Annotated in this window: 21 protein-coding genes, 1 tRNA gene and 1 other RNA gene; 8 read left to right on the forward strand and 15 right to left on the reverse strand. The window is 72.4% G+C overall.

The window, feature by feature from the left end:
* Positions 1 to 73: 73 nt before the first annotated feature.
* The gene (locus AC1DW8_RS05755) at positions 74 to 1,672 is read right to left on the reverse strand and encodes a helicase HerA-like domain-containing protein (RefSeq protein WP_478092507.1); all 1,599 of its coding nucleotides are present in this window, start codon (positions 1,670 to 1,672) and stop codon (positions 74 to 76) included.
* Between the two features lie 51 nt (positions 1,673 to 1,723).
* Between AC1DW8_RS05755 and AC1DW8_RS05760 the strand changes: the two genes are divergently transcribed.
* Complete coding sequence (locus AC1DW8_RS05760; RefSeq protein WP_020145941.1) at positions 1,724 to 2,020, forward strand: type II toxin-antitoxin system VapB family antitoxin; 297 nt, start codon at positions 1,724 to 1,726, stop codon at positions 2,018 to 2,020.
* 45 nt (positions 2,021 to 2,065) lie between these two features.
* On the forward strand, positions 2,066 to 2,602 hold the full coding sequence (locus AC1DW8_RS05765; RefSeq protein WP_056774151.1) for a LytR C-terminal domain-containing protein: 537 nt from the start codon (positions 2,066 to 2,068) through the stop codon (positions 2,600 to 2,602).
* Positions 2,603 to 2,677: 75 nt separating this feature from the next.
* On the opposite strand, the gene AC1DW8_RS05770 is transcribed toward AC1DW8_RS05765, so the two are convergent.
* The 3 genes from AC1DW8_RS05770 to AC1DW8_RS05780 all read right to left on the reverse strand — a co-directional run bounded on the left by AC1DW8_RS05770 (position 2,678) and on the right by AC1DW8_RS05780 (position 5,843).
* Positions 2,678 to 3,709: a metallophosphoesterase gene (locus AC1DW8_RS05770; protein WP_478092509.1), complete on the reverse strand. Its 1,032-nt coding sequence runs from the start codon at positions 3,707 to 3,709 to the stop codon at positions 2,678 to 2,680.
* A gap of 95 nt (positions 3,710 to 3,804) precedes the next feature.
* Positions 3,805 to 4,812, reverse strand: coding sequence for an ornithine carbamoyltransferase (gene argF / locus AC1DW8_RS05775; protein WP_056826621.1), 1,008 nt, complete (start codon positions 4,810 to 4,812; stop codon positions 3,805 to 3,807).
* Between the two features lie 44 nt (positions 4,813 to 4,856).
* Positions 4,857 to 5,843 (reverse strand): MBL fold metallo-hydrolase, encoded by a 987-nt coding sequence (locus AC1DW8_RS05780; protein ID WP_478092511.1) that lies wholly within the window; start codon positions 5,841 to 5,843, stop codon positions 4,857 to 4,859.
* Between the two features lie 84 nt (positions 5,844 to 5,927).
* Here AC1DW8_RS05780 and AC1DW8_RS05785 point away from each other — a divergent pair.
* Positions 5,928 to 6,015: transfer RNA gene (locus AC1DW8_RS05785), tRNA-Ser, on the forward strand.
* Between the two features lie 292 nt (positions 6,016 to 6,307).
* Here AC1DW8_RS05785 and AC1DW8_RS05790 read toward each other — a convergent pair.
* Positions 6,308 to 6,781: a hypothetical protein gene (locus AC1DW8_RS05790; RefSeq protein WP_478092513.1), complete on the reverse strand. Its 474-nt coding sequence runs from the start codon at positions 6,779 to 6,781 to the stop codon at positions 6,308 to 6,310.
* 111 nt (positions 6,782 to 6,892) lie between these two features.
* On the opposite strand from AC1DW8_RS05790, the gene AC1DW8_RS05795 reads away from it, so the two are divergent.
* Both AC1DW8_RS05795 and ffs read left to right on the forward strand, forming a co-directional pair.
* Positions 6,893 to 8,215, forward strand: a complete 1,323-nt coding sequence (locus tag AC1DW8_RS05795; RefSeq protein ID WP_478092515.1) for an MFS transporter — start codon at positions 6,893 to 6,895, stop codon at positions 8,213 to 8,215.
* A gap of 24 nt (positions 8,216 to 8,239) precedes the next feature.
* An RNA gene (gene ffs / locus AC1DW8_RS05800) (signal recognition particle sRNA small type) lies at positions 8,240 to 8,336 on the forward strand.
* A 27-nt stretch (positions 8,337 to 8,363) separates the two neighbouring features.
* Here ffs and AC1DW8_RS05805 read toward each other — a convergent pair.
* The gene (locus AC1DW8_RS05805; protein ID WP_478092516.1) at positions 8,364 to 9,437 is read right to left on the reverse strand and encodes a LacI family DNA-binding transcriptional regulator; all 1,074 of its coding nucleotides are present in this window, start codon (positions 9,435 to 9,437) and stop codon (positions 8,364 to 8,366) included.
* 192 nt (positions 9,438 to 9,629) lie between these two features.
* On the opposite strand from AC1DW8_RS05805, the gene AC1DW8_RS05810 reads away from it, so the two are divergent.
* Positions 9,630 to 10,862 carry an MFS transporter gene (locus tag AC1DW8_RS05810; protein ID WP_478092518.1) on the forward strand — a complete coding sequence of 411 codons (1,233 nt, stop codon included), beginning with the start codon at positions 9,630 to 9,632 and terminating at the stop codon, positions 10,860 to 10,862.
* 222 nt (positions 10,863 to 11,084) lie between these two features.
* Here the strand turns inward: AC1DW8_RS05810 and AC1DW8_RS05815 are convergent, their stop codons facing one another.
* The 6 genes from AC1DW8_RS05815 to AC1DW8_RS05840 form a co-directional block, all read right to left on the reverse strand.
* Positions 11,085 to 12,311 carry a GNAT family N-acetyltransferase gene (locus AC1DW8_RS05815; protein ID WP_478092520.1) on the reverse strand — a complete coding sequence of 409 codons (1,227 nt, stop codon included), beginning with the start codon at positions 12,309 to 12,311 and terminating at the stop codon, positions 11,085 to 11,087.
* 48 nt (positions 12,312 to 12,359) lie between these two features.
* Complete coding sequence (locus AC1DW8_RS05820; RefSeq protein WP_478092521.1) at positions 12,360 to 13,910, reverse strand: hypothetical protein; 1,551 nt, start codon at positions 13,908 to 13,910, stop codon at positions 12,360 to 12,362.
* A 13-nt stretch (positions 13,911 to 13,923) separates the two neighbouring features.
* Positions 13,924 to 14,625: an ABC transporter ATP-binding protein gene (locus tag AC1DW8_RS05825; protein ID WP_478092523.1), complete on the reverse strand. Its 702-nt coding sequence runs from the start codon at positions 14,623 to 14,625 to the stop codon at positions 13,924 to 13,926.
* 77 nt (positions 14,626 to 14,702) lie between these two features.
* On the reverse strand, positions 14,703 to 15,164 hold the full coding sequence (locus tag AC1DW8_RS05830) for a DUF3817 domain-containing protein (protein ID WP_056826611.1): 462 nt from the start codon (positions 15,162 to 15,164) through the stop codon (positions 14,703 to 14,705).
* A gap of 157 nt (positions 15,165 to 15,321) precedes the next feature.
* Entirely contained in the window at positions 15,322 to 16,050 is a 729-nt protein-coding gene (locus AC1DW8_RS05835; protein ID WP_478092525.1) for a hypothetical protein, read from the reverse strand.
* On the reverse strand, positions 16,047 to 16,514 hold the full coding sequence (locus AC1DW8_RS05840) for an SgcJ/EcaC family oxidoreductase (protein WP_056826607.1): 468 nt from the start codon (positions 16,512 to 16,514) through the stop codon (positions 16,047 to 16,049). The genes AC1DW8_RS05835 and AC1DW8_RS05840 overlap by 4 nt, the downstream gene beginning before the upstream one ends.
* Positions 16,515 to 16,603: 89 nt before the next feature.
* Here AC1DW8_RS05840 and AC1DW8_RS05845 point away from each other — a divergent pair, with 89 nt between their 5' ends.
* Positions 16,604 to 17,233, forward strand: coding sequence for a TetR/AcrR family transcriptional regulator (locus AC1DW8_RS05845; protein WP_056826605.1), 630 nt, complete (start codon positions 16,604 to 16,606; stop codon positions 17,231 to 17,233).
* Positions 17,234 to 17,260: 27 nt separating this feature from the next.
* Here the strand turns inward: AC1DW8_RS05845 and egtD are convergent, their stop codons facing one another.
* Together egtD and egtB are read right to left on the reverse strand one after the other, a co-directional pair.
* Positions 17,261 to 18,241 carry an L-histidine N(alpha)-methyltransferase gene (gene egtD, locus AC1DW8_RS05850; RefSeq protein WP_056774114.1) on the reverse strand — a complete coding sequence of 327 codons (981 nt, stop codon included), beginning with the start codon at positions 18,239 to 18,241 and terminating at the stop codon, positions 17,261 to 17,263.
* A complete protein-coding gene (gene egtB, locus AC1DW8_RS05855; protein WP_478092528.1) occupies positions 18,238 to 19,554 on the reverse strand; it encodes an ergothioneine biosynthesis protein EgtB in 1,317 nt (438 codons plus the stop codon). The genes egtD and egtB overlap by 4 nt, the downstream gene beginning before the upstream one ends.
* A gap of 209 nt (positions 19,555 to 19,763) precedes the next feature.
* On the opposite strand from egtB, the gene AC1DW8_RS05860 reads away from it, so the two are divergent.
* Positions 19,764 to 22,460 carry a DNA polymerase III subunit gamma and tau gene (locus tag AC1DW8_RS05860; RefSeq protein ID WP_478092529.1) on the forward strand — a complete coding sequence of 899 codons (2,697 nt, stop codon included), beginning with the start codon at positions 19,764 to 19,766 and terminating at the stop codon, positions 22,458 to 22,460.
* Between the two features lie 229 nt (positions 22,461 to 22,689).
* Here AC1DW8_RS05860 and AC1DW8_RS05865 read toward each other — a convergent pair whose 3' ends face one another.
* Positions 22,690 to 23,574 (reverse strand): LysR family transcriptional regulator, encoded by an 885-nt coding sequence (locus tag AC1DW8_RS05865; protein ID WP_478092531.1) that lies wholly within the window; start codon positions 23,572 to 23,574, stop codon positions 22,690 to 22,692.
* Positions 23,575 to 23,601 lie beyond the last annotated feature (27 nt).

A 23,601-nucleotide genomic window follows, 5' to 3' on the forward strand; every position in this document is an offset into this window, starting at 1 on the left:
ACCTCGGTTCCGCTGGTCAATGCTGACAGCGGAACAGTCCCCGGCGAGGCGGTTTGGTTGCCTCCGGAGCCGGTCAGCGTTTGCGGGTGCCGAAGATGCTGCGGGTGATCTCCCGGCCGATGACGGTGCCGGCCGACCGGAGCATCGACTTGAACGCCGAGCTGCCGGCCACCTGCGCGATGATGCTCGGCTCCTCCTTGGGGGCGCGACTCGACGCGGGCGCGGGCGCGGGGGCCGGGGCGGCGGGTGCCGGGGCGGGGGCCGCCGGAGTCGCGGGAGCCGCCTGCAACCGGGCCGTCAGCTTCTCGTAGGCCGACTCGCGGTCCACGACGTCGGCATACTTCGTCTTGAGCTGCGACGCCGCGATGACGGCATCCATCGTCGCGGGCGACGAGGGGTCCATGAGGGAGTTCGGGGCCTTCATCCGGGTCCACGCGACGGGCGTCGGCACGCCCTTGTCCGACAGCACGGTGACGACGGCCTCGCCGATGCCGAGGCTCGTGAGGAGCTTCTCCATGTCGTAGGCCGTGTGCGGGTAGGTCGCGATCGCCTGCTTGAGCGCCTTGGCGTCGTCGGGGGTGAAGGCGCGCAGGGCGTGCTGGACGCGGTTGCCGAGCTGGGCGAGCACGCCCGACGGGACGTCCTTGGGAGACTGCGTCACGAAGAAGACGCCGATGCCCTTGGAGCGGATGAGCCGGACCGTCTGCTCGATGGCCTGCAGGAACGCCTTGCTCGCGTCGTTGAAGAGCAGGTGCGCCTCGTCGAAGAAGAAGACGAGCTTCGGCTTGTCGACGTCGCCCTCCTCGGGCAGGTCGTGGAAGAGGTCGGCGAGCATCCACATGAGGAAGGTCGAGAAGAGCTGCGGTCGGTCCTGGACCTGCGGCAGCTCGAGACAGGAGATGATCCCCTTGCCGTCGGGAGCGGTGCGCAGCAGGTCGCTCGTCTCGAACTCGGGCTCGCCGAAGAAGGCGCCGGCACCCTGGTCCTCGAAGGTGATGAGGTTGCGCAGGATGACGCCCGCCGTCGCGCTCGAGAGGCCGCCGAGGTCCTTGAGGTCGGCCTTGCCCTCGTCGGAGGTCAGGTGGCTGATGACCGCCCGGAGGTCCTTGAGGTCGAGGAGCGCGAGGCCGTTCTTGTCGGCGTAGTGGAAGATCAGCCCGAGGCTGCTCTCCTGCGTGTCGTTGAGGCCGAGGACCTTGCTGAGCAGGGTCGGGCCGAAGCCCGTGATCGTGGCGCGGATCGCGATGCCGTCACCCTTGCCGCCGAGCGAGTAGAACTCGGTGGGATATGCCGTCGCCGTCCACGGCATGCCGACGTCGGCCGCGCGGCTGGTGATCTTGTCGCCGCCCTCGCCGGGCGTCGCGAGACCCGACAGGTCACCCTTCATGTCGGCGAGGAAGACCGGGACGCCCTGGTCCGACAGCTGCTCCGCCATGAGCTGGAGCGTCTTGGTCTTGCCGGTGCCGGTCGCGCCCGCGACGAGGCCGTGGCGGTTGAGGACGCTGAGCGGGATCTGCACCGGGGCGTCAGCATGGGCCTGGCCGTCGACGACGGCGGCGCCGAGCTTGAGCACCCCTCCGTCGAACGCGTAGCCGGCCCGGATCTCGTCGATCTGGCTCGTGTCGCCCGTGCCGCCCGTCTGAGGGGCTCCTGAGCCTGCAGTCTCGGTCACGGTTCGAACTCTAGTGGCCGGTCGTCCACGTTCGACGCCTATGCTGACCCGGTGATTTTCAAGGCCGTCGGCGACTCGCGCCCGTACCCAGACCATGGACTCGAGACGACCAAGGACTGGTCGAACGTCCCGCCTCGGGTGGTGCAGCTCGGCGAGCTCATCACGACCAAGAGCACGCTCGACCTGCGCGGCCTCCTGGCTGACGACTCGACGTTCTACGGGGATCTCTTCCCGCACTGCGTCGAGTGGGAGGGCGAGCTCTACCTCGAGGACGGGCTGCACCGGGCACTGCGCGCCGCGCTGCAGCAGCGTCCTGTCCTTCACGCCCGAGTCCTCGTACTCTCCTGACACGGGCCCGCCCGACCAGGGGCGACGACGGACGAAGGAGCGGTGATGTCGCAGGTCGCTGACAAGGACGACCGCACCTACCGGGTGCGGCGCCAGCGCCGGTCGACGATCGTGATCGCGGTCGTCCTGCTGAGCATGGCGGGCGCGTTCTACTACGCCTCGACCTACTTCCGCGACACGACCCCGACACCGGGACCGTGCACGACGGAGGTGCCCGTCGCACCACTGCGCCCGGCCGACGTCAGCCTCAACGTCTACAACTCGACGACGCGCAACGGGCTCGCCGCGGCCGTCGCCAAGGTCGCCGACACCCGTGGCTTCAAGGTCAAGGCCGTCGGCAATGACCCGAAGGACGCGGGCGTCAAGCAGGTCGCGCAGATCCGTTTCGGACCCGAGGGCGCGGCGTCGGCCCGACTCGTCAAGGCGCACGTGCCGCAGGCCGTCTACCTCAACGACAAGCGCAAGGGCGACACCGTCGACCTCGTCGTGGGCGCGGCCTGGAAGAGCTTCGGGAAGGTGCCCGTCGTCGCGACGCCCACCCAGACGCTGCGCCAGTGCCCCACGATCACCGTCCAGCCGTGACACGAGCGTGAGTATGCCGTCCGGCGCGGTGTGCGCCGGACGGCATACTCACGCTGTGCTGCCCGTCCGGACGGCTCAGCGGGTGTAGGGCACGCGCTTCCACGACAGCACGTGCGCGGCGCCGGGACGGTTCACGGTGACCTCGAGGAAGTCCGTGTTGTTGCTCGAGCCGTCGACCGTGACGCGCGTGAGGTTGTCCGCCGAGCCCTGCACGCCGTAGAAGTCGAGCCACCTCGAGCCGGAGGCGAGCGGGCGGTCGGAGTTGTAGACGTGGCTGTCGCCGTTGAAGAGGTAGACCTCGCCGTCGAAGGCGTTCGACTGCGCGACGAGCTCGCGGACGAGCGGCTGGAAGGCCGAGTTGTCGGCCCAGGTCACGGCGTACGTCGGGTCGAACATGTCGGCCTGGAGGAAGAGCGCGACGGCGCGGTCGTGGCGCTGCCGGGCTCCGGCGAAGGCCGAACGGACCTGTGCCGCGGCGTTGTCCGTGCGGGCCCGCTCCTCGGCGACCTGCTGCGCCGTGGGGGAGGTGAAACCCAGCTCGGGCCAGGGGAGCAGGCCGTTGTTGCTGCCGACGACGTGCAGGGTTGCGATGTCGACGCCCTGGCGCCGGAACGAGACGTTCTCGGGGAAGCCGGCGGCCGCCTGCGACGCGACGGTCATGTCGGCGCCGAGGGTGTGGCCCGCGCGGGGGAAGAAGGTCGACCGGACGGCGGCGAGGCGCTCGAGGGGGTCGTAGGTGCCGTTGTTGGTGCGGTGGCAGTCGGTCCACTCGTTGTCGCCCGGGGTGTAGACGAGCGGCGTGGTGAAGCGGTCGAACTGGGTGCGGATCATCGAGAAGTACTCGTTCGTGCATCTCGACGAGCCGTTCTTGATGTCGCCGACGTGGATGGTGAAGGAGAGGTCCGGGGTGGCGTTGATCTGGTCGACCCATGTCGGGAAGGCCGCGACCTGGGCGTCGCCGTAGGGCACGTCGCCGATGACGGCGAAGCGGTAGTGGCCGTCCTTGCCCTGACCGGGGGCATCTGCGGCGGAGGCTGCCGTGGCAGCGGGCAGGACGACGAGCGCGGCCGCGACGGCCGCCAGGGCTGGGGTGCGAGAGAGGTGCATGACTGCTGTTCTCCCGCACCGTCGTCGAACGGCGCCACCACCAAAGCGTGAACGTCAGGCGTCGCGAGGCTGGGAGGTCGCTGGGACCCCCCCCGTCAGAGCTGGACCAGCGTGGCGACCATGAGCGCCTTGATCGTGTGCATCCGGTTCTCGGCCTGGTCGAAGACGACGGACGCATCGGACTCGAAGACGTCGTCGGTGACCTCGAGCTCCTTGAGCCCGAACTGCTCGTGCACGTCCTTGCCGACCTGCGTCTCGAGGTCGTGGAAGGCCGGGAGGCAGTGCATGAACTTGACCCGCGGATTGCCTGTCAGCGCAAGCATCTCCGCGTTGACCTGGTAGGGCGTCAGCAGCTCGATGCGGTCGGCCCAGACCTCCTTCGGCTCACCCATCGACACCCACACGTCCGTGTGGACGAAGTCGACGCCCCGCACGCCCTCCGCCACGTCCTCGGTGAGGGTGACCCGGGCACCGGTCTCGGCGGCATACCTCCTCGCGACGGCGACGACGGCGTCGGACGGCCACAGCGAGCGGGGCGCGACGATGCGCACGTCCATGCCGAGCAGGGCCCCGGTGACGAGCAGCGAGTTGCCCATGTTGAAGCGGGCGTCACCGACGTAGGCGTACGCGATCTGCTCGTCCGGCTTGCCGGCGTGCTCGCGCATCGTCAGGGCGTCGCAGAGCGACTGCGTCGGGTGCCAGTCGTCGGTGAGGCCGTTCCAGACCGGCACCCCCGCGAAGGCGCCGAGGGTCTCGATGACGTCGTGACCGGCTCCGCGGTACTCGATGCCGTCATAGAAGCGGCCGAGCACGCGGGCGGTGTCCTTGGCCGACTCCTTGTGGCCCATCTGCGAGCCGACCGGGTCGAGATAGGTCGTGCTGGCGCCCTGGTCGGCCGCGGCCACCTCGAACGCGCAGCGGGTGCGCGTCGAGGTCTTGGCGAAGAGCAGGGCGATGTTCTTGCCACTGAGGCGTCGCTCCTCGCGGCCCTCGCGCTTGGCGGCCTTGAGCTCGGCGGCGAGGTCGAGCAGCGCCCGGAACTCGTCGGGCGTCAGGTCGATCTCCTTGAGCAGGTTGCGGCGGTGGAGTGCGGCGAGGGACATGCACGTGATGGTTTCAGGCGCGGTCGCCGTGCGGCAATCCGGTCTCAGGGAGCCGGTCGGCGGCGCAGCAGCCCGAGCCGCCAGCGGACCTGCTCGACGAGCGCGCGCAGCTGGAGCGGGACGAGAACGCGGGGGCCCTCGCCGACGCAGAAGACGACGTCGTCGAACCGGTGGATGCCGGGACGGTGCGCGACGGTGCGGAAGGCGTCGCGGGCGCTGCGCAGCTGCGCCACGGTCATGAACGGTGACGGCTCGTCGGGCTGGTAGCGCGAGCCGAGCGGGTAGTCGCGACCGGGCCGCCGGGTCATCTCGACGTGGCAGCCGAGGACGTGCGTGACGGTGCGCTCCGCGGCGAAGGTGACGAGGCGGTCGAGGGTGTCGAGGAGGGCGTCGGAGTCCTGGACGTAGATGCGGCCGGGGTAGACCGTGTCGCCCGTGTGGAGCAGGCCGGTGGCCGGGTCGTGGAAAGCGATCGAGGCCGGGTGGTGACCCGGGATGCCGAAGACCTCGAGGGCACGGCCACCGAGGTCGAGCGGCACGACCTCGGTCGGCCACCCGGTGATGCCGAAGAAGGCGCACACGCTCGCGACGTCGTGGCCGATGACGGTCGTGCGTGGCCGGTCGGCGAAGGCGGCGTCGCCGGCGACGTGGTCGCCGTGGCCGTGCGTGTGGGCAACGACGAGCTCGTACGCGTCGAGGTCGTACGCGTTCGGCGGCGTCTGCGCGTCAGGCGGGGTCTGCGCGTCTGGCCGGGTCTGCGCGGCGAGGTGGTCCGCGACGAGGCCGTCCACCGTCTGTCGCAGGGCGGTGCCCTCCACCGCCCCGGTGTCGAGGAGCAGCGCGCGGCGCTCGCCGAGGAGCAGCAGGATGAACGGGGCCTCGTAGGTGAGGTCCTTGCTCTGCCGGATCAGGACGGTGCCGGGGGCGAGGTGGTGCACCTGGAGCGGTGGGTCGTGTCGTCGCCGCGGGGACGGTGCGCCGTGGATCCAGGTGACGTCGGTGTCGAGGGCGACCGGCGTGGGAGGGGCCATGCGGTGATTGTGCACCGGGGTCGTGCAGGGTGGCCGGGGAGGCCGATTTCTTGTGCGGGGTCCGCCTCCGGTAACCTGCGCGACGGAGGATTCGCATAGTGGCCTAGTGCGCACGATTGGAAATCGTGTTGGGATAAAACCCTCGGGGGTTCAAATCCCCCATCCTCCGCCACATGACAGCGGCCCCCATCGCGCTCAGCGCGATGGGGGCCGCTGTCATGTGACGGAGTCTCCGGATTTGGGAGGAGGGGTGGGGGCCGCCCACCGCGAGGCACGAGCGACTCGCGGCCCCCACCCCGACGGTTCCCCCATCCCCGCGGGTGATGGTGTCCCCAGCCGAGCGGGCAGGAAACCCAGCCGAGCGGCGAGGGAACCGAGCGCGACGATCGGGGAGGGAACCGAGCGCGGCGAAGGCCGGGCGTGCCCCCCACAGCGAGCGACACGCATACGCAAGCCGTGTCGGCTCACTCGTGCCCGATGAGCAGCTCGCCCAGCAGGAACGCCAGCACGAACGTGCCGCTGAGCAGCGGCAGCATGATGACCGGCAGCGACCGCTCCCGCGAGACGGACACGGCGCTGACGCCGGCGGCCGCGGCGACGAGACCGAGGACGAGGCTGAGCTCGCCGACGGGGGTGAAGAGCAGGGCGGCCCCGGCGACGAAGCAGGTCAGGGCCACCCAGCCCGCGGTGCTCGTGGGCAGGGCGCTGAGGTGGTCGCCGCGGGCGTGGACGTGGCCGACGACGACCACGACCGTGGCCGCGAAGAGCAGGGCGAAGCCGGCCGTCCAGCAGAGTCCGGCGACGTCGGGATCGGGCACGACGAACGTGGCTGCGGCGACGAGGAGTCCGCCGATCCCGAGCCCGAGGGCCCACCGGTTTCCGGGGCTGTGTGCCGGGAGCGGTGAAGAGGTCTGGGGGCGCTGTTGCAGGGTCGACATGGCGACCTCCTTCGGTGCTTCCACGCTCGTCGCGGGCTCGGGTGCGCACCAGAGGCGAAGGTCCCCGACATCGGTTCGGCGGCTGTCGGTGGGGCACGGCAGACTGCACCGGTGAGCTCGACCAGTGCCGCCCGACCGCCGTTGACCTCGTTCTGGCACGACCTGCCGCGCGAGGGCAAGCTGCTCATCTCGACCGTCGTCTTCCAGTCGATCGGCACGGGTCTCGTCCTGCCGTTCATGGTCGTCTACCTCCACGAGGTGCGTGGCATCCCGCTCGAGACCGTGGGTCTGCTCCTCGCGCTCCAGGCGGGCGTCGGCATCGTGCTCGTGGCGCCGGCCGGGGCGCTCATCGACCGCATCGGGCCGCGGCGGGTCTACGCGAGCAGCCTCGTGGCGCTGCTCCTCGCCGACATCGTGCTGGCGCTCGCCACGACGACGGGGCAGGCGGCCCTCGCGCTCGTCCTCATGGGCTACGGCTTCGGCATCGTCTGGCCGGCGTCGAGCGCGCTCATCGGCAACCTCATCCCGACCGAGCAGCGGCAGCGCTACTTCGGCATCAACTTCACCTTGCTCAACCTCGGCATCGGCATCGGCGGCATCGTCGGTGGGCGCTTCGTCGACGTGTCGCGGCCGGGCACGTTCGTCACGGTCTACCTGCTCGACGCCCTCAGCTACGTGCCGGCGCTCGTCATCCTCCTCGGCCCGCTGCGCCGTGCCCGCGACCGGGTCGCGCGGCCGGCCGACGAGGCGACCGGCAGCGTGTCCTACGTCGCGCTGCTGCGTGACCCCCGGCTGCGAGCCCTGCTGCTCCTCGTCGGCGTCGCCGCGCTCGTCAGCTACCCGCAGCTCAACGCCGGCATGCCCGCCTTCGCGCGTGCCCTGGGGCAGGTCTCGACCGAGGGGCTCGGCTATGCGTTCGCGGCCAACACCGTGGTCATCGTGCTGCTCCAGCTCGTCGTGCTCCAGCGCATCGAGGGGCGACGTCGCACCCGGGTCGCCGTCGTCATGGCGTTCACGTGGATGGTGGCCTGGTCGCTGCTCGGCGCGACGGCGCTCGTGCCGGGCACGGTCGCGGCCACCGTGCTGCTCTGCGCCTGCGCCGGGGTGTTCGGCCTCGGCGAGACGATGCTCCAGCCGACGAGCGCCGCGATGGTCAACGACCTCGCGCCCGACCACCTCCGGGGCCGCTACAACGCGCTCAGCTCGCTCATGTTCTCGATCGCCTTCGTCGTCGGGCCGGTCGTCGCGAGCTTCCTCATCGGGCGAGGCCTGGGTCCGGTCTACATCGGTTTCCTCGTCGGCGGGTGCGTCCTGCTCGCTGTCATCTCGCTCGTCGTCGAGCGTCGGCTGCCCCCGCACGTCAACGGAGTCCGAGAGGTCGAGCAGGCGCCGACCGCGAGCCCGGCCACGGCTGGAGGGGCGATTTCCGGCTGACGTCGGGGGCGGCATACACTGGCCGTCGGCACCCCGCGTGGTGGTACCTCTCCGAACTCCCCCAGGGCAGGAATGCAGCAAGGGTAGGAGAGCTCTTCCAGGTACGCGGGGTGTCCCTTTTCCCCTCCGCGCGGTGGCGGGCCTCCGGTCAGGCCGGGGGAGCGGTGGTCGTGCCGACCCGCAGCTGCACCGGCTGGGTCACGCTCCGGGGTCGGGTGCCGTCGAGGCGTTTGCGCACGAGCGTCCCGAGGATCCGGCCCTTCTCGCGGCCCTGCTGGTCCATCGTCGTGATCCGGTGCGGCAGCCACGGGAGGTCGACGCCGTCGAACCCGGTGACGCTGAGGTCGTCGGGCACCCGCAGTCCGAGCTCCTCGGCGGCGACGATGACCCCGGCCGCGATGACGTCTGACTGGGTGACGATGGCGGTCGGGCGCTCGTGCTCGGGCACGTCGAGCAGCGACCGGCCCGCGATCCGGCCGCCCTCGAACGACGACCCGTCCCCGGTCTGGACCGCGGCGGCGTCCGCGCCGAAGACGTCGCGGAAGCCGAGCAGGCGGCCCACGCTCGGCACGTTGGCCTCGCCGGGCCGCACCTCCGCGTCGGGGACCGGACCGGCCGTGCTCGTCGGCAGCAGCGGCATGGCGACGTGGGCGACCCGGCGGTGCCCGAGCGAGCGCACGTGCTCGGCGACGGCGATGCCTGCGGCGCGCTCGTCGACGCGGACCTGGGTGATGCGCCGGTCGCCCGGCACACCGGTGCTGAACATCGGGATACCGCGGGCCGCGAGGTGCTCGACGGCAGGGTTCTCACCGGGTCCGCAGAGCGAGAAGACGACCGCGTCGAGCGCGAGCGGTGCGAGCTGCGGGACGACGGATTCGCCTGAGCCGGCGGGTTGCCCGATGAGCAGCACGCCCGTGGGAACGGTCTCGAGCACCTCGGCGAGGCCGTCGAGGACGGCGATGGCGAAGGGGTCGCGGAAGGCCATTCGCAGGCGCCCCTCGACGAGGACGCCGATGGCGCCCGAGCGGCCCTGGCGCAGTGACGACGCGAGCGGGTTGGGCCCGGTGAAGCCGAGCTCGGTCGCGGCGGCACGGACCCGGTCGCCCGTGGCCTCCGCGACCGGACCCTTGCCGCTGAAGACGAGGGAGGCCGTCGACACCGAGACGCCCGCGCGCTCGGCGACGTCGCGCAGCGTCGGACGGGCTTGACCTCGGGTGACCATGGGAGGCATGCTATCGAAACGTTTCGAGTCGAACCGATTCGAAGCGCTCGAGGGCTCGGTCTCACCGGGGCCACCCTCGTCCCGAACCATCGCCAGACCGCCGTCGAGGTGGTCGGCCGCACGGACGGCCGGCCCGCTTCACCCCCTCGCTTCGCGCCCCCCGCGTCGGTCGTCCCTTGAGAGGCTTGCTCCATGTCCGCCGTCAGTGCCCCGCCGGCCGCCGTCGTCCGCACGGCCCGCACCGCCGTCTTCACGGCCTTCGCGATCAACGGAGCGGCCTTCGCGGCCTTCGCCTCACGAGTGCCGGACATCAAGCACGAGCTCGGGCTCTCGGCCGGACAGCTCGGCCTGACCCTGCTCGCCGCCTCTCTCGGCTCGGTCATCGGTCTCCCGCTGTCCGGCTGGATCGTGCACCGCCTCGGTGCGGCCCGCACCCTGATGGGCGCCGCCGTCGTCCAGAGCGTCGGTCTGCTCGGCGTCGGCCTCGGTGTCGACGTCGCCCACAACCGTGCCGTCGTCATGGCGGGCCTCGTGCTCGTCGGCATCGGCACCGGGGTCTTCGACGTGGGGATGAACCTCGAGGGCGCCGAGGTCGAGCGCTTCCTCGGCCGCGCGATCATGCCGCACTTCCACGCGGCCTTCAGCGGTGGCACGGTCGTGAGCGCCCTCATCGGGGCGGGCCTGTCGTTCCTCCACGTCCCGGTCGCCGTGCACCTCGCCGGCGTCGTCGTGCTGCTGCTCGCCGTGACCCCGTGGTTCCTGCGCGCCTTCCTGCCCCGCTCGGTCGAGACGGACGAGACGGGCGCCGAGGTGCGCTCGGAGGCGGGGATCGGTGCGGCCTGGCGCGAGCCGCGCACCCTGCTCATCGGCGTCGTCGTCCTCGCCGCCGCGTTCACCGAGGGCACGGCCAACGACTGGGTCGCGGTGGCGCTCTCGGACGGCTACGGCCTCGAGCGCTGGGTGGGCGTCGTCGGCTTCGCGGTCTTCCTCACGGCGATGACGGCCGGCCGGCTGCTCGGCACCCGCGTGCTCGACGAGCGCGGCCGCGTGCCGGTGCTCCGCGTCCTCTTCGTGTCGGCCGTCGTCGGCTGCCTCCTCGTCGTCTACGGCGGTCCGGTGCTCGCCTTCGTCGGCGCCGCGATCTGGGGTGTCGGGGCGAGCCTCGGCTTCCCCGTCGGCATGAGCGCCGCGGCCGACGACCCGAGGCGTGCCGCCGCGCGGATGAGCGTCGTCTCGACGATCGGCTACACCGCGTTCCTCGCCGGGCCACCGCTGCTCGGCTTCCTCGGCGACCACGTCGGCGTGCTGCACTCGCTGCTCGTCGTCGGCGCCATGGCGGTCGTCGCCCTCGTGGCCATCCCCGCCGTCCGCGAGCCCGACCGAGCCGCGAGCACCGCCTCGACCACCGCCTCGACCACCGACTGACCGCTCGCCGGTCACCACTCGACTGAGCGCCTAGTCCCACTCGAGTGAGCGCCCGGTCCCACTCGAGTGGCCCCGTCGTCCCACCGGTCACACGCTCCTGGGACGCCGCGCTCACTCGACTGGTGCGAGGCGCTCACTCGAGTGGCCGCGTGGCCCCAGCGGTCGCATCGGTCCCAGTTTCGGGTGTGACGACGGGGCCACTCGACTGGTGGGAGTCTGCTGTCAGAAGTACTCGGTGATGAAGGGCTGGCAGGCGAAGACGGCGTCGAGGGCGGCATCGCCGTCGGGGCTGCCCCCGATCGCGAGCTCGGCCTGGCGCAGGCGCGACACGGACCAGCCGCACCACAGTGCCGCCAGCCCGCGCGCCTCGACCCGCAGCGCGTTCGAGGTGATCGCGTCAGCCGCGTCGGTGCTGGCATCACCTCGAACCGGGGCGTCGTCGGTGCGTGTCGCGGTGCCACGCCCGTCGCGGACCGACAGGCTCCACCGACCGGTGTTGGCCGGCGCCTCGGCGTCGTCGACGACCAGGTCGGCCTCGACCGAGAGATGCCGACCGAAGCCTCGCCCGGCGAAGGCCGCCCCCAGGTCGACGACCCGGGCCATCCACGGGATCTGCTGGACCTCCACCGTCGGCAGCCCGCCCAGCGCGAGCGTCACCGGGTCGCGCGGGTCGAGGAAGGTGTGCACCGTCGGCGCGGCGGACGAGCCCGATCCGACGACGCCCCACAGCGTCGCCGCTGCCTCGGGGGTCGTCGCGACGAGATCCTCGACCGTGACGGCCTGCTCGGACAGGTCGTAGACGACGAAGCCGCCGTCGACGACGTAGGCGATGAGCTCGTCGCGCTCGAGCATCCCGGTGAGTGCCGCCACCGAGCGCACCATCGGTCCGCTGACCCCGTGCCGGGCGCTCGAGGCGCGGGCGAGGTCGTGCATCTGCTGCGCGTCACTCGGCACCGCGGGGCGCAGGCCGGTCGATCCAGCCCGCCCGGCGCGCGTGGCGCCGAGGTCGCGGAGGTGGTGGGCGGCATACGTCATCCGGGTCTGCACGCCCCCGATCTCGTAGCCGGAGCCGCGGTACAGGGTCGCCGTGGTCGGGAAGAGGCACGACACGACGTCGCCGAGCTCGCCCATCCTCGTGGTGAGGGCGCGGGTCAGGGCCGTCGCGACGCCCCGGCCGCGGGCGCTCGGCTCGACGTAGACGCCGGCGACGCCGCCCATGCGCAGGTGCTGCCCGCCCCACGCCTGCTCGTAGGGTCGGATGCGGCCGGCGCCGATGACCTGGTCGGACTCGTCGACGACCGCGATCATCCGGCCACCGAGGGTCTCGGCCGAGACGCGCTGCCACCACACGTCGCCGCCGGTGCCGAGCGGACCGAACGACCGGTTGCGGATGGCCAGGACGGCGGGGAGGTCGGCGTCGACGACGTCACGCGTGCGCAGCTCGCTCATGGCCCGAACCTAACGAGTGGTCACCGCCGACCGCGAACGGGTTGTCGCTCAGGCGCGGTGCAGGTAGGTCAGCCGGCGCACCTTCGAGACCGCCCAGGCAAGCACGGCGTAGACGAGCCAGCTCACGACCGAGAGCCACGTGTAGCTGGCGGCCTTGGTCAGCACCGCGACGAGCGAGCCGAGCACGACGACGGCGAGGGCCGGCACGGCATACCACGCGATGACCATCTGGGGACGCAGCATGAAGGTGGGGGAGCCGCGGAAGGCCGCCAGCACGTTGCCGGCGACGACGAGCACGAGGATCAGCCACAGCGACAGCGGTGCACTGCCCGGCAGCGACCCGAGGGCACCGGCGACGGCGACCCAGCCGCCGAGCACCAGGAGCGTCAGGGCGGTGGGGACCGTCACGTGGGCCACGGCCTCGGTCAGCTCGCCGGTGCCGAGGAGGGAGGGAGTGCCGACGTTGTCGGCCTGCAGGCGCAACCCCTCCGCCCAGGCGCCGAAGCCGAGGTAGAGCGGCAGCAGGCCGATCGTCGCCGCGATGCTCGGGGCCGCCGGCTGCGTGAACGCCCACGTGACGATCGCGCCGCCCAGGAGCGTGAGGCCGAGGCCCGAGAGGAACGCGCCCGGCGTGCGCCGCAGGCCGATGACGTCGCGGCGGACGAGCACGCCGAAGGGTCGACCCGGGCGGAGACGCGCGGAGCGTCCGTGCCGGACGGGGCGGGTCAGCGCGAGGCGCGCGGTGCGCAGGTTGCCCGTGAGGGCGGACCCGGCCATGGTCGAGGTGTTGGCCGAGTGGGCCCGCAGCGACTCGGCGTGCAGCTCGCGCAGGGCGTCGGGCACGCGCCAGAGCAGGCTGAGGCCGCGGTCCGGGCCGGGCCAGGAGCGCACCTGCGACCAGAGCCAGAGGCGCGTGGCGAGGACACCGAGAGCGGTACCGACAGCCGTGGTCACGATGATCGTCACCGGGCCGGCCAGGTGCGCGAAGGCCAGGCCGCCCCCGACGGTCAGCCCGCTGAGCGCCCCGATGAACAGGCCCCCGACGGCGGCGTAGCGCCACCACCGACGCAGGGCGAGGGCGCGGTCGAGCGGCACGGGAAGCACGAGGTCGATCCAGGGCATGGGCGGCACGACCGGGCCCCGGAAGCGGCCGGCGAAGACCACCGCTCCGAGCAGCGCAGCGACGGACGCGACGAGCAGCGCGATCGCCTCGGGCGAGCTCAGCTGGTCACCGAGCGAGGAGGCATCGGACGTGCGGAACACGGCCTGGACGATCGGGAGACCGTAGACGAGCGCGCCGAGGAAGAGGACGTAGCCGGCATACAACCCCTGCTGCCGGGCCTTGCGCGCCGCCTCGCCACCGATGACCCAGTCGGCCTGGCCGAGGAGGTCGTGGTCGTCGTAGTCGACCTCGGCCGGTGCCGTGAGGTCGCGTGCCGAGCGGTCGTATGCCGTCTCGCCGGGTGTTCGGGTCGCCGCCCGCTCCGCCGTCGGCTCGGGGGCCGTGGGTTCGGGAGTTGTGGGTTCGGGGGTCGTGGGTGCGGTGGTCGTGGGGGCGGGAGCGGCCTTTCTGCGGGCCGGCTGCTTGCGCTTGCTCATCGTCGGTCCGCGGTCAGCGCGCCGGGACGATGTCGACCACGCGGGTCGCGAGGGTGGCCGTCAGGTCGGGGTCGTGGCAGGCCATGACCACCGTGCCGCCGGACTCGGTGCGCTCGCGGATCAGCTCGGCGACGACCTGGCGCTTGCCGGTGTCGAGCCGCTGCTCGGGCTCGTCGAGGAGCACGACGCTGGCCGGGCGCGAGAACGTCAGTGCGAGCCGGAAGAGCTGCTCCTGACCCGACGACAGCTCGTGCGGGAAGCGGTCGTCGAGGTGGGCGATGCCGAGGCGGTCGAGGAGGGCGAGGCTGCGGTCGTCGGACGTGGCCGGGTCACCGCCCCATGTCGAGTCGATGAGGACGAGGTGGTCGACGAGGGTCAGGTCGCGGTAGGTCGTCGGCGCGCCGAGCAGGGCGGCGACGGCGGCGCGGACCGTCCGGTCGCGCTCGTCGGCCTCGCGGCCGCCGATGGTCGCGGTTCCCGTGCTGGGCACGAGCAGCCCGCCGATGATCCGGAGCAGGGTCGTCTTGCCCGAGCCGTTGGGACCCCGGAGCACGATGCACTCGCCGGGGTCGGCACTGACGTCGGTCGGCAGCAGCAGGGTCGTCTCGTCGATCGTCTTGCCGACGCCCTCCGCACGGACCTCACCGGTCAGCACTGCGACCGCACCCATCTGCTTCCATCCCTTCGTCGACCCGGTCGAGCTGTCGGAAGCCACCGTATGCCGCCCGGCTCGGAATGCCCTGACCGGGAGGAGGTACCCACGAGCCGTGAGGGGCGACGTGGGGCGCCGGGTCAGCCCTGCGTGCCGACGGGCGGGCCCAGGAGCAGGGCGACGCCGGTCAGCGCGAGTACCGCGACGACGCCGACACCCACGGCGACCAACGGCCGGGCGAGCAGGGCGGCGACGAGGCGTTCGGCCGGAGTGGCCGGGGTGTCGCCGCCGCGGCCGAGGCGCCAGCCGCCGTCGAGGCGTCCGCGACGCTCAAGGCGTCGCTCCCACCACACGGTGAGGAACGGCGGCACCGCGCTGAGCAGGCCGAGCAGGCCCTCTCGGGCGGTCCAGCGCTGGTTGACCCAGAGCAGGAGCGTGACGAGGCAGAACGCGATGAAGACGACGCCGTGCACGAGTCCGAAGACCCTGACCCCGAGCTCGGTCGTGTGGGTCACGTACTTGAGGACCATCCCGAGCAGGAGCAGCGCCCACGTCACCACCTCCGCGAGGGCGATCCGGCGGTAGAGGGAACGAGGGGTCATGCGGAGATCTCCTACATCGTGTCGTACTGGAGCGCCCAGTGTGCCAAACGCCAGGAAGACTTCCGCGGGCACCCCGACGGCATACCCCCATTCCTCCGGAACAGGGGTATGCCGTCGCGGCCGGGCGCGACGGCATACCTCGGGCGGCGCGTCGGGGTCAGCGCCGCGCCGCCCTCTCGGACAGGACGACCCGGACGCTCGTGCCGATGATCCAGACGTCGATGAGGGTCTGCGCGGCGAAGAGGTTCGAAACCTGCGGATTGCCCGTGACCGCCAGCAGTGGTGCGGCCATAGCGAAACCGAGACCCCCGACGACTCCGAGGACGGCGAGGATCCGGGCGGGCCACGTCGCCGCCGCCCGTGCGACCGCGACGGCGAGCAGGGCGGCGGACACGCCGACGAGCGGGGTCGTGAAGGTCGAGAGCGCCAGATGGGTGTCGACCATCGGGGTCGCGCCGCCGGCCTCGAGTGCGTCGTGCTCGCCGCCGGCGAGCAGGTGCGGCACGAACTCCGGCGTCGCGACGGCCCAGGCGACGATCGTCCCGGTGAGCCACGGACGGACCCCGGCCGGGAAGGCGTCGTGGCGCCGGAGCAGGACGAGGCCGACCAGTGTCGTCAGCATGCCCGCGAGGAGCACGGCGTGTGCGGGCAGCCAGACCGGGGACCCGATGAGCGCGAGAAGGCTCTCGTGCATCGAACCCGACGTCTCGTGCGGGTGCATCGTCCCGCCGACGGCGAGCAGGGCTCCACCGACGCCGAAGACCACGGCGGCGCGACGCGCGAGGCGGGATGGGGCGGACGTGCGCTCCGTCGCGGGGGTGGTGTTGGTCTCGGCCGCGCGGCCCGCGAGTGCCTCGCCGACCGTCCCGCCCACGAGGGCGCTCATCGCGTGGCCTCGAGGGTGTTGTGGGTGACGGCGATCTGCCAGGTCTCGCCGACGCGGACGAGGACCGAGGTCGAGGTGGCGGCGTGGATGCCGGCCAGTGGACCGCTCGGGACGTCCAGGGTGTTGCGCGACGTCGCGACGATGACGTCGTCGGCGAGGTGGCGTGCGTCCACGAGCTCCATCCGGTTCGTGCTGCCGGCGTAGATGGTCGCGAAGATCCCCGCGTGTCCGCCGGCGATGGCGTCGCGTCCTCGGTGGTGCTCGCCGCGGATGTTCACGAAGGCCGCGTCCGCGGCATAGGGCGCGCCGAAGCCCTGGCCGTCGCCGGCGTTCCAGGCCGACTCGAGGCGCCGCAGGACGGCAGCGGCCGTGTCGGCGGCGGCCCTGTCGGCGCCGGACCGCTCGGTGGCGGCGGTGTGCGGCGCGGCTTCGGTGGCGGACGGGTCCAGCTGGGTCGTGCTCATGGTGCTCTCCTTTGAGTGAGTTGCTCATGATTGATTGAGCAATACTCAGTCAATATAGAACCGCTCAGCCGACCTGTACAGTGGTTTCCGTGAAGAGTTCCGAGCCCTCCCCTCGCGCCTACCACTCCTCCCTTCGCGAGGAGCAGGCCGAGCAGACGAGGCAACGCATCGCCCGCGCCGCCCGGCAGCGCTTCGTCGAGTCGGGGTGGGCGGGCACGAGCGTGCGCTCGGTCGCGGCGGATGCCGGCGTCTCCGAGGCCACGGTCTATGCGGTCTACGGCACCAAGGCGGGGCTCGCGACCTCCCTCGTCGAGGGCGGTGAGCTGGATGCCGGGGTCGAACAGGTCACCCGCGAGATCGAGGCGGCGCAGGGTGACCCGAGAGGGCAGCTCGCTGCGTTCATCCGGTTCGATCGGCGCCTCTTCGAGCGCGGTGGGGACGGCCTGCGGCTCACGGTCGAGGGTGGGCGCAACGAGCCCGCGCTCGCCGCGGCGTACGAGCAGGGCCGGGCCCGCGGCGACGCGAACCGGCGGAGGCTGTTCGCGTCGTGGCCGAGCGGGGCGCTGCGCGACGGACTCACGCTGGACCGGGCCCTGGACGTCTATGCGACGGTGTGCTCGATCCAGACCTTCGACATCGCGACGCGCGAGCGCGGCTGGTCCGTCGACGAGGTCGAGCAGTGGTGGGTCGAGGCGCTCACCGGCCTGCTGCTGGCCTGACCCGCACCGCCCTCGGGATGGCCCCGGTCAGCCGTCCCGTCGGGCGAGGGTCAGGGCGAAGTCGCCGTCGTCGTCGGTCCACGTGCGCTCGACCGTGAAGCCGGCCGCGCCCAGCTCGTCGCGCAGGCTCTCGCGGCGGAACTTCGTCGAGATCTCGACGCGGATCTCCTCGCCGTGCGCCAGGTCGAACGTCAGGTCGGCACCGGGGATGCTCACCCGCTGCGGCATGTCGGCGCGCAGCCGGAGGTCCATCCGCTCCTGACGCGGGTCCCAGAACGGGACGTACGAGAAGGCCTCGATGTCGAAGTCGGCGCCGAGCTCGCGGTTGAGCACGCGCAGGCAGTTCGTGACGAACCTCGCCGTGACTCCGCGGCTGTCGTCGTAGGCGGCGATCAGCCGGTCGGTGCTCTTGACGAGGTCGGTGCCGAGCAGGAACCAGTCACCGGGCTCGAGGCTGTCGTGCAGGGCCCCGAGGAAGGCCGCCCGCTCCTCGACGTAGAAGTTGCCGATGGTCCCGCCGAGGAAGGCGACGAGCCGCCGCCCGCCTCGCGGCAGGTGCCCGAGGTGCAGCGTGAAGTCGCCGACGAGGGCCTCGACGCGCAGCGACGGGTAGCGCTCCGAGAGCATCGTCGCCGCGTCCCGCAGGGTCTGCTCGGACACGTCGACCGGGACGAAGCGCTCGAGGCTCCCGCGCGCGGCGAACGCGTCGAGCAGGGTGCGGGTCTTGTCGCTCGTGCCGCTGCCGAGCTCGACGACGGTCGTCGCGTCGCACGCGGTCACGATGTCGGCGGCGTGGTCGCGCAGGATGGCCCGCTCGCGCTCGGTCGGGTAGTACTCCGGCAGTCGCGTGATCTCGTCGAAGAGGTCGGAGCCGGCGTCGTCGTAGAGCCACTTCGGCGGCAGGGTGCGCGGCTGCGACCCGAGCCCACGGCGTACGTCGTCGACGAGCGCTTCCGACGCCCAGTCGGGGTCGAGCGCGACGGTGACGACCGGCTCGCGGGCGCTCATCGGCGCTCACCGCCGTCGGCGAGGCGGACGCCGGACAGCGCCCAGCGTGAGCCCGGCGGGAAGAAGTTGCGGTAGGTCGCCCGGGCGTGACCGGGCGGGGTCAGGGCACACCCGCCACGCAGCACCATCTGGCCCGACATGAACTTGCCGTTGTACTCGCCGATGGCGCCGGCCGGCGCGTGGTAGCCGGGGTAGGCCAGGTAGGCCGAGCTCGTCCACTCCCAGCAGTCGCCGTAGACCTGGCGCAGGTGGCCGGTGCTCGGGCCGGCCGCGCGCGGGTGGAACGTCTCGGTGTCGGCGAGGTTGGCGCCGGTGGCCGGCGGCTCGGACTGGCCGTCGGCGACGACGGCGTGCTCCCACTCGCCCTCGGTGGGGAGCCGCTTGCCCGCCCACGTGGCGTACGCGTCGGCCTCGTAGTGGCTGACGTGGCTCACCGGGAGCCCCGGGTCGACGGCCCGGGTGCCGCTCAGCGTGTGCTCGAACCACACCCCGTCGACCTCGGACCAGTAGAAGGGCGCCCGCCAGCCCTCGGCGCGCACCTTCCCCCAGCCGTCGGAGAGCCAGAGCTCGTGGCGCTCGTAGCCGCGGTCGGCCATGAACTCGAGCCACTCGCCGTTGGTGACGAGGCGGTCGGCGAGGCGGTATGGCTCGAGCCACTGCTGGTGCAGCGGCAGCTCGTTGTCGAAGCTGAACCCGCCGCCACGGTGACCCACCTCGACGAGGCCGCCCTCGACGTCGACCCAGCCCAACGGGTCGGGAGCCGACGGCGCGAGGGGGCTGCCGGCATACGTCGGCGCGAGGGGGCTGCCGGCATACGTCGGCTGGAGGGGGTTGACCGACAGGACGTGCTTGATGTCCATGAGGAGCAGCTCCTGGTGCTGCTGCTCGTGGTGGAAGCCGAGCTCGATGGTGGACGTGAGCTTCTCGAGCGAACCGCCGTCGAGGGTCGTGACGAGGTCGCGCATCCGCGAGTCGACGTCGGCGCGGTAGAGCCCGACGTCGTGGGCGCCCGGGCGGGTGACGAATCCTCGCTCGGCGCGGGCATGGCGGGGCCCGACGCCTTCGTAGTAGCTGTTGAAGAGGAACCAGTAGCGGTCCTGGTAGGGCTTGAACGACGGCTCGTGGTCGGCGAGCACGAACGTCTCGAAGAACCACGTGACGTGTGCGCGGTGCCACTTCGTCGGCGACACGTCGGGCATCGTCTGGACGGTCTGGTCCTCGGGGGACAGCGGGCCGGCGAGCGTCTCGGTGTGGGCTCGCACCTCGTCGTAGCGGGCGACGAGCGTGTCGGCGTCCCAGGTCGGGTCGGGCATGGGTGACCTCCTCCGTCGGCCGCTGGTGCACCGTGCACCGCGGACCGGTGAATCGACCCTAGGCATACCCGGTGACAGTCGCTCGTCCGACCAGCGGTCCGTAAGGAGCTGTTCACCCTTTCGACGGTCCCGACCGTCCGCACGGTGCGCCGCCGCCGGCTGCTCGGTCGGCGTTCCCGGCGTCGGTCGTGGCGGTTAGGGTTTCGGGCATGGCCACCGCCCTGTACCGCCGCTACCGGCCCGAGAGCTTCGCCGACGTCATCGGCCAGGAGCACGTGACGGAGCCGCTCATGCAGGCGCTGCGCACGGGTCGGGTCAACCACGCCTACCTCTTCAGCGGCCCGCGCGGCTGCGGCAAGACGACGAGCGCGCGCATCCTCGCGCGCTGCCTCAACTGCGAGCAGGGCCCGACGCCGATCCCGTGCGGCACGTGCGACTCGTGCGTGGCGCTCGCGCGCGGCGGCTCCGGCTCGGTCGACGTCATCGAGATCGACGCCGCGAGCCACGGTGGTGTCGACGACGCCCGCGACCTGCGCGAGCGGGCGAGCTACGGCCCGGCGCAGAGCCGCTTCAAGATCTACATCATCGACGAGGCGCACATGGTGACGCCGCAGGGCTTCAACGCGCTGCTCAAGATCGTCGAGGAGCCGCCGGAGCACGTGAAGTTCGTCTTCGCGACGACCGAGCCCGAGAAGGTCATCGGCACGATCCGCTCGCGCACGCACCACTACCCCTTCCGCCTCGTCCCGCCGGCCAAGCTGTCGACGTACATGGAGCGGCTGCTCGAGTCCGAGCACGTGGCGGTGCAGCCGGGCGTGCTCAGCTTCGTCACGCGCGCCGGCGGGGGCTCCGTGCGTGACTCGCTGTCGGTGCTCGACCAGCTCATCGCGGGCTCGGGTCCCGAGGGGCTCACCTACGACGGCGCCGTGTCGCTGCTCGGCTTCACCGACGGCGAGCTGCTCGACAGCACCGTCGACGCGATGGCCGCCGGTGACGGCGCCGCGACCTTCCGCCAGATCGACCGGGTCATCGAGTCGGGCCACGACCCGCGCCGCTTCGTCGAGGACCTCCTCGAACGGCTGCGCGACCTCATCATCGTCGCGGCCATCCCCGAGGGCGTCTCGCAGGTGCTGCGCGGCGTCCCCGAGGACCAGCTCGAGCGCATGCGGGTGCAGCAGGCCGCATTCGGCCCGGGCGCGCTGTCGCGGGCGGCCGACATCGTCAACACCGGCCTGACCGAGATGACCGGTGCCACCGCGCCCCGGCTCCAGCTCGAGCTCATCTGTGCCCGCATCCTCCTCCCGGCCGCCTCCGGCGAGCAGGGGTATGCCGCCCGCCTCGACCGTCTCGAGCGGCGCCTCGACGTGGGCGGGGTCCCGACCGCCGCCCGTGCCGACGTCCCGCCCGTGGGGGCGCCGATGAGCGCGCCCCCCGCGCCGCCCTCGGCACCGGCCACGGCCCCGTCCGGCCCGTCGGCCTCCGGGACCTCGGCCGTGTCCGCGCCGCCGCGCACCGTCTCCGACTACACGCCACCGTCGGGCGGCGGGTCAGGCGCCTCGCACGCCGCCGGTGGCATGGGTGGGGGCGGTCGCAGCACCGGCGTCGACACCCCCGGCGCAGGTGCTGCCGCGACGGCTGGTCCGTCGGGTCCGGGTGATGCGGGCCGCGTCGACGCCGCGCGGGCCGAGGTCGGCTCCCCGCCGGTCATGACGCCGGACGAGTCCGTCGGCGGCCCGTCGTCCGTCGACCAGTCGCACACCGGGGGTCAGCACCTCGCCGGTGCCTCCGACGAGGCCCGGTCCGCGCCGTGGCCGTCCGCGCCCGCGTCGCAATCGGCGGGCGGAGCGTCCACCGGCACCGACGACCCTGGCGCCGGGGCCGACGGCGCTCCTGCCGGTGGCATGGACACCGATGCCATCCGCCGGGCCTGGCCCAACGTGCTCGGTCGCATCTTCACGATGCGTCGCATCACCTGGACCTTCGTGTCCCAGAACGCCCAGGTCACGGCCTTCGACGGCAAGAAGCTGACCCTCGGCATCGCGACGGCCGGCCTGACGCAGACCTTCCGCGCCGGCAACCACGCCGACATCGTCCGGCAGGCCCTCATCGACGAGCTCGGCGTCGATGCCATCGTCGACGGCATCCACGTCGACGCGGTCTCGCAGCAGGCCCCCGTCGCGCCGCCGCCCGGAGTGGTCCCGCCCGGGCTCCCGGACCCGCCCAGCAAGGGTGCGCCCGGTGGTCCGGACGTCGGTCAGCCATCGGGCCAGCAGGGTGATGGCGGCGCAGGCCGCCAGTCGTGGGGTGATCCCGGCGCGGGGCATGAGTCCGCCGGCTCCCGAGACAGCGCTCCGGGCGGGGCCGGCGGATCCGGTGGATCGTCCCCGAGCGCAGGAGGCGGCGCGTCAGCCACCGGTTCTCGCGGCGCGACTGCCCTCGCCGATGCCGGGCTGAGCCCGGTCTCCGGCCGCTCGCTCGAGGAGAACGCCGGCTGGGGCTCGGCGACCGGGCCCGCCCCCGACTGGGCCACCGCGCCCGCCGGGGAGTCGCCGGCGCCCGGTGCCTCCGGTGCGTCCGCTGCGTCCGGGGCGTCGGGTGCGGCTGGTCAGCCGGTAGCGCCCGCCGCGGGGGCCACCGCCCCGGCAGCCGCGGGGTCGTCCGGCGGGGGAGACGTGCCCACCGACTCCGCCGTGCGCGGGGCGAGTGCCGTCCGGCAGTCGTTCGCGCAGGCCCGGTCGCGCGCCGGAGGCTCTCGCCCCACCGACGACGACCAGCCGCGCCAGCCGGTCACCGACGACTCGGCGGTCAGCGACGACGACGAGGACATCGAGCAGTCCGGGGACGTCGGGCGCTCCGTCATCGAGAAGGTGCTCGGCGGTCGGGTCGTCCAGGAGCTCGAGAACTGACCCAGCCCGCCCAGTCGCGCGGCTCCGCTCCCAGCGGAGCCGGCCCGCCAGCATGCGCATCCCCCATCGAGCCCACTCGCGTGGCCTCGCCGTCCCTCGCGCACCACGACGGGGCCAACTCGACCAGGCAGAGGCGCCGACCGCTGTGACAGGTGTGACTGCAGGGCCACTCGACTGGGGTTGGGGGCTCACTCGAGGGGGTCGGGCGCTCGATCGAGTGGGGCGGGGGTCAGGAGGGGCGTCGGCGGAGGCCGAGGGCTCGGGCCAGGGCTGGGAGGGCCGCAGCGAGGACCGGGTCGAGCTCACCGCGCGCGATGACCGACAGGCGCACCGGGAGGTCGACCCGTGAGGCCATGACGCGGTCGCCGGGACGTCCTGACATCCGGGCCGCGCTCGAGGGCACGATGGCGATTCCGTCGCGTCGGCGTGAGATCTCGAGCGCCACGGGAGCCGTCGCCGCGTGTCGGGGCGTGCCGCCGAGGGCCGCGATGCGCTCGGCGATGAGCGGGCCGGAGTTGTCGTAGGGGGCGTACGTGACGACCCGGTCGAGGAACGGGAGGTTGCCGCGCCGTGGCGGCTGCACCCCCGACGCGACGAAGGCGACGAGCTCGTCGGTGCCGAGACGGTGGGCGACGACATGGGGTGGCAGCTGCACCTGCTCGGCGATCCCGATGAGGGCCGCGTCCATCGATCCCTCGGCCACGAGCTCGATCATCTCGCCGCCATGGTGCACCACCGTCGAGAGCCGCACGGCGTCGCCGACGAGCTCGTCGAGCGCCGGGAAGGCATAGCCCGAGATGCCGGCGAACGTGCCCACCCGCAGGGTGCGCGCTGCCGCTGACGAACGGACGGCCGCGAAGACGCCGTGCAGGTGACCGAGGATGTGCTCGGCCTGCCGGACCATCTCGAGACCCGCCGGGGTCGCCGTCGTGCCGAGTGAGCTGCGCGCGAAGAGGACTGTCCCACAACGCCTCTCGAGCCGGGACAGGCGCTGTGAAGCGGCCGGCTGGCTGACGAGGAGCTCGCGCGCCGCCGCCCCGAGCGACTGGGTTCGGTGCAGGGTGAGCACGAGCGTCAGGTCCTCGACACCAGGCACCTGAACCAATGTGTCCATAAGGCCACCTTATGGGTAGTGCGCAGA

The organism is Terrabacter sp. P2_E3, from assembly GCF_056403915.1.

What these genes read in the sequence shown, in the direction of transcription:
- AC1DW8_RS05765 (WP_056774151.1), top strand. Translation starts at nt 2,066, where the DNA reads ATGTCGCAGGTCGCTGACAAGGACGACCGCACCTACCGGGTGCGGCGC.
- AC1DW8_RS05770 (WP_478092509.1), bottom strand. Translation starts at nt 3,709, where the DNA reads ATGCACCTCTCTCGCACCCCAGCCCTGGCGGCCGTCGCGGCCGCGCTC.
- argF (WP_056826621.1), bottom strand. Translation starts at nt 4,812, where the DNA reads ATGTCCCTCGCCGCACTCCACCGCCGCAACCTGCTCAAGGAGATCGAC.
- AC1DW8_RS05780 (WP_478092511.1), bottom strand. Translation starts at nt 5,843, where the DNA reads ATGGCCCCTCCCACGCCGGTCGCCCTCGACACCGACGTCACCTGGATC.
- AC1DW8_RS05790 (WP_478092513.1), bottom strand. Translation starts at nt 6,781, where the DNA reads ATGTCGACCCTGCAACAGCGCCCCCAGACCTCTTCACCGCTCCCGGCA.
- AC1DW8_RS05805 (WP_478092516.1), bottom strand. Translation starts at nt 9,437, where the DNA reads ATGGTCACCCGAGGTCAAGCCCGTCCGACGCTGCGCGACGTCGCCGAG.
- AC1DW8_RS05810 (WP_478092518.1), top strand. Translation starts at nt 9,630, where the DNA reads ATGTCCGCCGTCAGTGCCCCGCCGGCCGCCGTCGTCCGCACGGCCCGC.
- AC1DW8_RS05815 (WP_478092520.1), bottom strand. Translation starts at nt 12,311, where the DNA reads ATGAGCGAGCTGCGCACGCGTGACGTCGTCGACGCCGACCTCCCCGCC.
- AC1DW8_RS05820 (WP_478092521.1), bottom strand. Translation starts at nt 13,910, where the DNA reads ATGAGCAAGCGCAAGCAGCCGGCCCGCAGAAAGGCCGCTCCCGCCCCC.
- AC1DW8_RS05830 (WP_056826611.1), bottom strand. Translation starts at nt 15,164, where the DNA reads ATGACCCCTCGTTCCCTCTACCGCCGGATCGCCCTCGCGGAGGTGGTG.
- AC1DW8_RS05835 (WP_478092525.1), bottom strand. Translation starts at nt 16,050, where the DNA reads ATGAGCGCCCTCGTGGGCGGGACGGTCGGCGAGGCACTCGCGGGCCGC.
- AC1DW8_RS05840 (WP_056826607.1), bottom strand. Translation starts at nt 16,514, where the DNA reads ATGAGCACGACCCAGCTGGACCCGTCCGCCACCGAAGCCGCGCCGCAC.
- egtD (WP_056774114.1), bottom strand. Translation starts at nt 18,241, where the DNA reads ATGAGCGCCCGCGAGCCGGTCGTCACCGTCGCGCTCGACCCCGACTGG.
- egtB (WP_478092528.1), bottom strand. Translation starts at nt 19,554, where the DNA reads ATGCCCGACCCGACCTGGGACGCCGACACGCTCGTCGCCCGCTACGAC.
- AC1DW8_RS05860 (WP_478092529.1), top strand. Translation starts at nt 19,764, where the DNA reads ATGGCCACCGCCCTGTACCGCCGCTACCGGCCCGAGAGCTTCGCCGAC.
- AC1DW8_RS05865 (WP_478092531.1), bottom strand. Translation starts at nt 23,574, where the DNA reads ATGGACACATTGGTTCAGGTGCCTGGTGTCGAGGACCTGACGCTCGTG.